Raw genomic sequence first — 7,933 nt, forward strand, 5'->3', positions numbered from 1 at the left:
CCTTCTCCCAGCGCTCTCGACCTCGTTTTCATGGGGACGCCCGAATATGCGGCCGTTTCCCTGCGACGTCTGCTCGAGTCGCCCCACCGCGTGCGCGCGGTCGTCACCAGGCCGGACAAGCCGCGCGGACGTGGACGCAACATCGAGCCCGGTCCCGTGCGCCGCGTCGCCGAAGAAGCCGGCATCGAAGTGCTCGCGCCGGCTTCGGCGCGCGACGAGACGTTCCTGCAGCGCTTGCATTCGCTTCGCGCCGATCTCGGCGTCGTCGTCGCATACGGGCGCATCCTGCCGGCTGCCGCTCTTGCCGCGCCGCGCCTCGGCTGCATCAATGCGCATGCGTCCCTTCTTCCGGAGCTGCGCGGCGCGGCGCCCATCGAGCGCTCCATTCTCGCCGGCCTTACCCGCACCGGCGTCACGATCATGCAGATGAACGAAGGCCTCGACGAAGGCGACATCCTGTTTGCGAGCGAGGTCGCGATACTCGACGAGACGACCGGCGGATCGCTGCGCGAACAGCTCGCCGGGCTTTCGGCGCAGATGCTGGTCGAAGCCGTCGATCGCGTGGCGAGCGGCAGCGTTCATCCCGTTGCCCAGGACAACGCCCGCGCGACTTTTGCTCCACCGCTTCGCAGGGAAGAGACGGCGATCCGCTGGGGCGAAGACGCGCACGCGCTGTGGCTGCGCGTGCGTGCATTCGCACCGCGGCCGGGCGCGTTCGCGCTCGACGGACGGGCGCGACTGAAGATTCTCGAGGCGCGGGTGGCCGCACCGGCGGCAACGCCTGCTGCACCGGGCACGATCATCGCGCAAAGCGGCGCTGCAATCGTCGTTGCCTGCGGAACCGGAGCGCTCGCGCTCCACACCGTGCAGCCCGAGGGCAAGCGCGCGATGGCTGCGCGCGACTGGGCGCTCGGGCTTCGCGACCGCGGCGACCCGCCCCACGTGCTGCATGACGGAATCTGACCCGCGACGCCTCGCCGCCGCCGTCCTCCTCGCCGTCGAAGACGGGGCCTGGTCGGACGAAGCGCTGTCGCTGGCCCTTGACGGATCGCGGCTTCGCGACGTGGACCGCCCGCTGGCAACCCGTCTCGTCTACGGCGTGCTCGCGCGACAGCGCACGCTCGACCACACGATTCTTGCGTACGCCGCGCGACCAGTGCGGCGCATCGAGCCGGTCGTGCTCGTCGCGCTGCGCCTCGGCCTGTTCCAGATGGCGTTCCTCGACCGGGTTCCCGACCACGCGGCCGTCGCGACGTCGGTGGACCTCGTCACGCGCCGCGCCCCTGGAGCCCGTGGATTCGTCAACGCGCTGCTGAGGCGGGTGCAGCGCGAGGGACTGGCGCCCGCGCCGCGAGGCAACGCGGGCATCGGCGTTTCCCTTTCGCATCCCGACTGGCTCGCCGCGATGTGGCGCAAAGAGCTGGGCGACGAGCCTGCCGCGCTGCTGATGGCGGCGGACAACGATGCGGCTCCGACCTGCTACCGCGTGCTCGGCAATCGCGACGTCACCGTCGATACGCTGCGCGCGGCCGGCATCGACGCAACCGCCGGCCGCTTCGCGAGCTCGGCGATGCTCGTAGCCGGACCCGTGCGTCACTTCGACGGCGTCGCGGTCCCGCAAGGGGAAGCTTCGCAGCTCGTCGTGCAGCTCCTCGAGCCGCGGCCTGGAGAAGCGGTGCTCGATGCATGCGCCGCGCCGGGCGGAAAAACCGCGGCGATCGCCGCCGCCGTCGGTGCAGGCGGCCGCGTCGTTGCCTGCGATCCTTCGCCGCAGGCAGGCGCGAGAGTTCGAGCCCTTCTCGACGCCTGCGCAGCGAAATGCCGCGTCGATTTCCACGCTCGTGCGGTCGAGCAGCTCGAAGCGGAAGTCGGCCGTTTCGACGCCGTCCTCGTCGATGCGCCGTGCTCGGGACTGGGCACGCTGCGCCAGCATCCCGAAATCCGCTGGCGCCGCTCGCGCGACGACCTCGACGATCTTGCGCGGCGGCAGGGCTCGATTCTCAACGCCGCTTCCCGCTTCGTGAAGCCCGCAGGACGCCTCGTGTACTCGACGTGCACGATCGCGCGCGCCGAGAACGATGACGTCGTTGCGGCGTTTCTCGAATCCCATTCGGAATTTTCGCGCGACGCCGCGGACGCAGTGCCCGCGGCGCTCGTCGACGACAGCGGCGCGCTGAGGACTTTCCCGCATCGCGACGGACTCGACGGATTTTTCGCCGTGCGGCTCGTTCGCCGCCCTCCGAAGAAAGCGGAGCATTCGTGATTGGATCAGCGGCCTCGGTTGCGACCCTCGCCATCGGCCTGGCGACACTGGCCGCGGTCGCGGCCGGCGAGATTCCGCGCCTGAGGATGAATCGCGCGACGATGGCGGTGGTCGGCGCGACGGCGCTGCTGCTGGCCGGCTAGCCGGCGACCCGGACACGCGCAGTCGAGCAATCGATCAGGGCTGCGCGTTGGCGACCACCGCCGCGCTGCCGACGAGGCCGCGTTCGCGCAGGAAGCTCCCGACTGCGTCGGCAAGCACGACATTGCCGCGCGCGCTCAGATGCATGTGCACCGGATCGTAGAGCAGGGAGCCGGCACCTCGATCGCTCGCGGCGGCGCGAAGCTCGGGCGTAAGATCGTCGAACAGGATCCCGAGAGCCGGCGCGCGCGACGCAAGGAAGTCGCGCTGTTCTTCGTCGAGCCGCGTCAGCAGCGGCTCGATGGACGGATCGGAAAACCGCACGTGGCCGGCGTACGTGACGTGCGCCGACGGCGTGTACGTGACGACGGCTGAAAAACCGTGATCGCGAGCCATCGAAGCGAAGCGGCGCAGCGCCGCTTCCCAGACCTGCGGCGAGGTGGTTCCCGCCACCAGTCGCCGCGCCATCACGACTTCGTCGCGGTCGCGGTTCTCGACGTTGAACGCGAGGTCGCCGCCCTCGACGTCGATGCGATAATGGAAATCGATGCCGGTGCGCTCCCAGCCGGTCGCGGCGCCGGCGGCGAGCTGGCTGGCGGCGGCGAGCAGCAGGTTGAGCGCGTAGCTGTGGCGGCCCACCGAGCTGGCGAGCAGCTCCGGCGCGATCGGCTGCGGTCCGTCGCTGGGCGGCTGGCGGCCCTGTTCCACCGCCTCGTGGTAGTCCATGTAGCGCTGGGCGTCGCGCAGGTCGTTGCCTCCGTACACGTTCATCACGACGACGCGCGGGTGCTTGGCCAGGCCGAAAGACTCGAGGAGTTGCAGGTACTCGTAAGGACCGTTTCCGCCGAGGCCGAGACTGAACGTCGAGACTCCGTCCCTTTCGCCGAGCAGCGCCGGCCAGGCCTTCTCCGGCACCAGCGCATGACACCAGGTGAACGAATCGCCGATCGCGATGACGTCGATCCTGTCGTGGCCTTCGTAACGCCCCGGCGGGTTGCAGAAACCGGCTTCGTCGGTGAAGCGCGTCGCATGGTCCTGCGGCTCGTCGACCGACACGATGCGCGTGCGCGGCAGCTCGACGAAGAGCGGCGGCCCGCCGTCGTCGCGCTCGATGGAGCGGAACTCGTTCTGCAGCGGATAGGTACCCGATGCGATCGACGCGCGAAGGCCCGGCTCGAACAGCACGAGCATCTTCGGGGAGATGGCCTGGGGCGCGACGCGAAGCGCGAGCTCGAGCAGCACGAGCGCGAGGGCAATGCCGAGACCGAGGGCACTGGCCTGCTGCGCCCGCACCGTCGCGGCGGCTTCCTCGTCGCCGCCGGGCGGCGTAGTGATCCCGTTCATTGGTCGCGAAGTGTAGGTCCGGCAGCGACAGGCTCGCAACCCCGAACCGGCGCAACTGTGGCGACGAACGATCGCCGCCGGCTCGCCTGCGCAACGTCGCGCGGCGATCGACGCGCGGTTGCCCGCTTGCGGTCGCACTCGTATAAGGCCGCGTGATTCGCGTCGCCCCGTCGATCCTTTCCGCCGATTTCGGACGCCTCGCCGAAGAAGTGCGCGCAGTCACCGCGGCGGGTGCGGACTGGATCCACGTCGACGTGATGGACGGGCATTTCGTGCCCAACCTCACGCTCGGCCCCGATATCGTGGGCGCGATCGATCGTGCGACCGACCTTCCGCTGGACGTGCACCTGATGATCGAGCACCCGGAGCGCTACGTGGAGCAGTTCGTCGCAAACGGCGCCGATTACGTCAGCGTGCACCGCGAGGCGGTTTCCGACCTGCCGGCCTTGATCGACCAGATCGAGTCCTGCGGCGCCCGCGCGGGTATCGTCCTCAATCCCGGCACGCCGGTGGCGTCGCTGGGAGACGCGCTCGAGCGCGCCGACCTCGTGCTGGTGATGAGCGTCAATCCCGGATTCGGCGCCCAGGCCTTCATGGACGTTTCCCTGCCGAAGCTGGCCGAGTTGCGCGAGCTGCGCGAGAAGAACGGCTGGCGCTACGTGCTCGAGGTCGACGGCGGCATCAAGACGGGCAACGTCCAGCAGGTGATCGACGCCGGCGCCGACGTCGTCGTCGCCGGCTCGGCCGTCTTCAAGAGCGGCGACTACGCCGCGACGATCGGCGCCCTGCGAGGCAAAACGCGCTGAAATCCCGGGAAGGGCACTCGAGCTCCGCCTGCCCGGCGTTCCGTCGCAACTGCAGCAAATGCGTCCGTGTTCCGGATTTCCCTGTGACGGGGGTCGTGTTATCAGGGCCGGTCCGACGGGCTGCGGGGTGTAGCTCAGCCTGGTAGAGCACTGCGTTCGGGACGCAGGAGCCGGAGGTTCAAATCCTCTCACCCCGACCATCCCACCGGCTCCAAAGCCCGGTCGCGTGTATTTCTCGCCGAACCTCGGGTGCCTCCTCTTTCTCCTGCTGATCGCGATGATCGGTGGAGCGCCGCTCTTGGTCGGGCTGGCGCGGGTCATACTTTTCTTCTTCGTCGCCAGCAGCCTGGCGGGCCTGTTCGGCTCCTGGTGGCTGCGGCGCCGCGCGATCCCGATGGCGGCTGCCCGCCACGAGCGCTTCGTCTTCATCCTGGTCCACCTGCTCGTGCGCCTGGCCGAGGCCGACGGCAGCCTGGACCGCCGCGAAGTCACCGTCATCCGGGACTTCTTCGCGCGCGAGCTCGGCTACAGCGACGAGCGCCTGCTGGCCATCCGCGACCTGATCAAGGCCGCCCGCGTCTCGACCGTGTCGGTGGCCGAGCTGTGTGCCCGCCTGGTCGAGGAGTTCGACCTCCAGGCCCGCTTCATCGTCGTCGACCTTCTCGGACGGGTTGCCCGGGCGGACGGGGTCGTCAGCCCGGCCGAAGCGGCCATCCTCGAGGAGGTTGCCCGGCGCCTCGGATTGGACCCCTTCCTTCGCGGCTTCGCGTGGCACCAGGGATTCGGCCAGCACGGGTTCGGCCAGAGGGCCGCGGCGCCCGACCGCAGCGCCGAGGCCCTGGCGGTCCTCGGCCTCAAGCCGGGCGCCAGCGCCGCCGAGATCAAGCAGGCTTGGCGCCAGCTCTCCAAACAGAACCATCCGGACCGGGTCACGCACCTAGGTGAAGAGTTCCGCAGGGTCGCCGAGGAGAGAATGCGGCGGATCAACGCCGCCTACGACACCTTGAAGGCCGCCGGCATGGCCCTGTGACAGGCTCCCGTTGCCATGCTAGGTACGGCGCTCCGGGTTTGCACAAGTTGGCGGCACTGCCTTCAATCGCGGCACGCCCGCCCCGAAAAAGGGGCGGGGAACCCTTTGGATTTGCGATGCGGGCCGTGGCATCGCAATTGCACAACCGAGGCCTGACAAGCGCAGCTCGTGAGCAGACCTTGCCAGCGCTCAGGCCCCGGCCGTACCGGTGTCTGCGGGTGGTGGATGACGGCTTGGCAACGCAGCGGTCGCCTGTGGCGGACTACATGAAACGTCAGGAGCGCAAGCAATGAAAAAGGTCGAAGCAATCATCAAGCCCTTCAAGCTCGACGAAGTGAAGGAAGCCCTTAGCGGCGTCGGAGTGCAGGGCATCACCGTCAGCGAGGTCAAGGGATTCGGCCGCCAGCGCGGCCACACCGAACTGTACCGCGGCGCCGAGTACGTCGTGGACTTCCTGCCCAAAGTGAAGCTCGAGGTCATCGTCAAGGAAGACCAGGTCGAGCCCGTCGTCGAAGCGATCACCGCCGCCGCCCGCACCGGCCGCATCGGTGATGGAAAGATCTTCGTTACGACGGTAGATGAGGTTGTTCGAATCCGAACCGGTGAGACCGGAGAGTCGGCGCTCTGAGCGAAAGAGCACCGGTTCGTTTGTTCCAACTCGCATTCGCCCGCGTCCAGGACCCAGCCCCCAGGACCAAGTAGGAGGACCAGACTGCAATGACAGCGAAAGAAGCGATGAAGTTCGCCAAAGAGAACAAGGTCGAGATGGTGGACTTCAAATTCTGTGACATGCTCGGCGCGTGGCAGCACTTCACCACGCCCGTGAGCGAGTACGAGGAGGCCATCTTCGAGGAAGGCCTCGGATTCGACGGATCGTCGATCCGTGGATGGAAGGCCATCAACGCCTCGGACATGCTCGTCGTGCCCGATCCCGTCACGGCCCGCATGGATCCTTTCATGGAACGGCCGACGCTGTCGCTGATCTGTGACGTCGAGGATCCGCTGACGCGCGAGCGCTACGACCGTGACCCGCGCAACATCGCCCGCCGCGGCGCCGAGTTCCTCAAGTCCACCGGACTTGCCGACACGGCGTACTTCGGACCGGAGCCCGAGTTCTTCATCTTCGACTCCGCCCGCTTCGTGACGCGCCAGAACATGGGCTACTACGAGGTGGATTCGAACGAGGCGATCTGGAACACCGACGAGGACGGCGGCCAGAACCTCGGCTACAAGATCCGCAACAAGGAAGGCTACATCCCGGTCGCACCGAACGACCAGCAGCAGGACATCCGCACCGAGATGGTGCAGGTGATGGAGAGCGTCGGCATCCGCGTCGAGCGCCAGCACCACGAGGTAGCCACTGCAGGCCAGGCCGAGATCGACATGCGCTTCGCGTCGCTCGTCGACATGGGCGACAACCTCATGTGGTTCAAGTACATCGTCAAGAACGTCGCGCGCCGCCACGGCAAGACCGCGACGTTCATGCCGAAGCCGCTGTTCGGCGACAACGGATCGGGCATGCACTGCCACCAGTCGCTGTGGAAGGACGGCAAGCCGCTGTTCGCCGGTGACAAGTACGGCGGCATGTCGCAGATGGCGCTGCACTACATCGCCGGCATTCTCCAGCACGCGCCCGCGATCTGCGCGATCACCAACCCGACGATGAACTCGTACCACCGCCTGGTGCCGGGCTTCGAGGCTCCGGTCAACCTGGCGTACTCGAGCCGCAACCGCTCGGCGTCGGTGCGCATCCCGACCTACTCGCCGTCCCCGAAGGCCAAGCGCATCGAGGTCCGTTTCCCGGACCCCGCCACCAACGGCTACCTCGCGTTCACGGTAATGATGATGGCCGGCCTCGACGGCATCGAGCGCAAGCTCGATCCGGGCGCCTCCCTCGACAAGGACATCTACTCGCTGTCCAAGGCCGAGCTGAAGGACGTCCCGAGCGTGCCGGGCTCCCTGTCCGACGCGCTGGACGCCCTCGAGAAGGACCACGCCTTCATGCTCAAGGGCGACGTCTTCAGCGAGGACTTCATCGAGACGTGGATCGAGCACAAGCGCAGCAAGGAAGTGGACGCCATCCGCCTGCGTCCGCATCCCCACGAGTTCGAGATGTACTACGACTGCTGAGTCGCACGCATCCAACCCTGCAACCAAAACGGCCCGCCCCCGGCAACGGAGGCGGGCCGTTTTCACAAGCGCCGCCGCAATTCAGCGCCGCCGCATCCCGGCCCAAACTCTCGAAGCGCGCATCCGCGAGCCGGGCGCCGAGAAGGGGCCAGATGCAAGGCGGACTCGCGTGAGCGAGCGAAAGCGCTCGCCGCTCAATGTTTCGCGGCTCGCTCCCGT

At 67.9% G+C, this 7,933-nt stretch carries 8 protein-coding genes and 1 tRNA gene; 8 read left to right on the forward strand and 1 reads right to left on the reverse strand.

Going from position 1 to position 7,933, the window contains the following annotated elements; genetic code table 11:
* Positions 1 to 30: 30 nt before the first annotated feature.
* Genes fmt through VGK20_18900 form a run of 3 tightly spaced genes read left to right on the forward strand, consistent with a single transcriptional unit; the run spans position 31 to position 2,406 of the window.
* A complete protein-coding gene (fmt, locus tag VGK20_18890; GenBank protein HEY2776115.1) occupies positions 31 to 963 on the forward strand; it encodes a methionyl-tRNA formyltransferase in 933 nt (310 codons plus the stop codon).
* The gene (gene rsmB / locus VGK20_18895) at positions 950 to 2,263 is read left to right on the forward strand and encodes a 16S rRNA (cytosine(967)-C(5))-methyltransferase RsmB (protein ID HEY2776116.1); all 1,314 of its coding nucleotides are present in this window, start codon (positions 950 to 952) and stop codon (positions 2,261 to 2,263) included. The genes fmt and rsmB overlap by 14 nt, the downstream gene beginning before the upstream one ends.
* Complete coding sequence (locus VGK20_18900) at positions 2,260 to 2,406, forward strand: hypothetical protein (protein ID HEY2776117.1); 147 nt, start codon at positions 2,260 to 2,262, stop codon at positions 2,404 to 2,406. The genes rsmB and VGK20_18900 overlap by 4 nt, the downstream gene beginning before the upstream one ends.
* A 34-nt stretch (positions 2,407 to 2,440) precedes the next feature.
* Here VGK20_18900 and VGK20_18905 read toward each other — a convergent pair whose 3' ends face one another.
* The gene (locus VGK20_18905; GenBank protein HEY2776118.1) at positions 2,441 to 3,748 is read right to left on the reverse strand and encodes a hypothetical protein; all 1,308 of its coding nucleotides are present in this window, start codon (positions 3,746 to 3,748) and stop codon (positions 2,441 to 2,443) included.
* A 152-nt stretch (positions 3,749 to 3,900) separates the two neighbouring features.
* On the opposite strand from VGK20_18905, the gene rpe reads away from it, so the two are divergent.
* The 5 genes from rpe (at position 3,901) to glnA (ending at position 7,714) form a co-directional block, all read left to right on the forward strand.
* On the forward strand, positions 3,901 to 4,554 hold the full coding sequence (gene rpe, locus VGK20_18910) for a ribulose-phosphate 3-epimerase (GenBank protein ID HEY2776119.1): 654 nt from the start codon (positions 3,901 to 3,903) through the stop codon (positions 4,552 to 4,554).
* Between the two features lie 123 nt (positions 4,555 to 4,677).
* Positions 4,678 to 4,754 (forward strand) — tRNA-Pro (locus VGK20_18915).
* A 26-nt stretch (positions 4,755 to 4,780) separates the two neighbouring features.
* Positions 4,781 to 5,584: a TerB family tellurite resistance protein gene (locus VGK20_18920; protein ID HEY2776120.1), complete on the forward strand. Its 804-nt coding sequence runs from the start codon at positions 4,781 to 4,783 to the stop codon at positions 5,582 to 5,584.
* 289 nt (positions 5,585 to 5,873) lie between these two features.
* Positions 5,874 to 6,212, forward strand: coding sequence for a P-II family nitrogen regulator (locus VGK20_18925; GenBank protein HEY2776121.1), 339 nt, complete (start codon positions 5,874 to 5,876; stop codon positions 6,210 to 6,212).
* Positions 6,213 to 6,301: 89 nt separating this feature from the next.
* Entirely contained in the window at positions 6,302 to 7,714 is a 1,413-nt protein-coding gene (gene glnA / locus VGK20_18930; GenBank protein ID HEY2776122.1) for a type I glutamate--ammonia ligase, read from the forward strand.
* Positions 7,715 to 7,933 lie beyond the last annotated feature (219 nt).

This window comes from Candidatus Binatia bacterium, from assembly GCA_036493895.1.
Lineage (GTDB): Bacteria > Desulfobacterota > Binatia > UBA1149 > CAITLU01 > DATNBU01.

Coding starts and splice junctions, on each gene's coding strand:
- glnA (HEY2776122.1), top strand. CDS start 6,302: ATGACAGCGAAAGAAGCGATGAAGTTCGCCAAAGAGAACAAGGTCGAG.
- VGK20_18905 (HEY2776118.1), bottom strand. CDS start 3,748: ATGAACGGGATCACTACGCCGCCCGGCGGCGACGAGGAAGCCGCCGCG.
- fmt (HEY2776115.1), top strand. CDS start 31: ATGGGGACGCCCGAATATGCGGCCGTTTCCCTGCGACGTCTGCTCGAG.
- rsmB (HEY2776116.1), top strand. CDS start 950: ATGACGGAATCTGACCCGCGACGCCTCGCCGCCGCCGTCCTCCTCGCC.
- VGK20_18925 (HEY2776121.1), top strand. CDS start 5,874: ATGAAAAAGGTCGAAGCAATCATCAAGCCCTTCAAGCTCGACGAAGTG.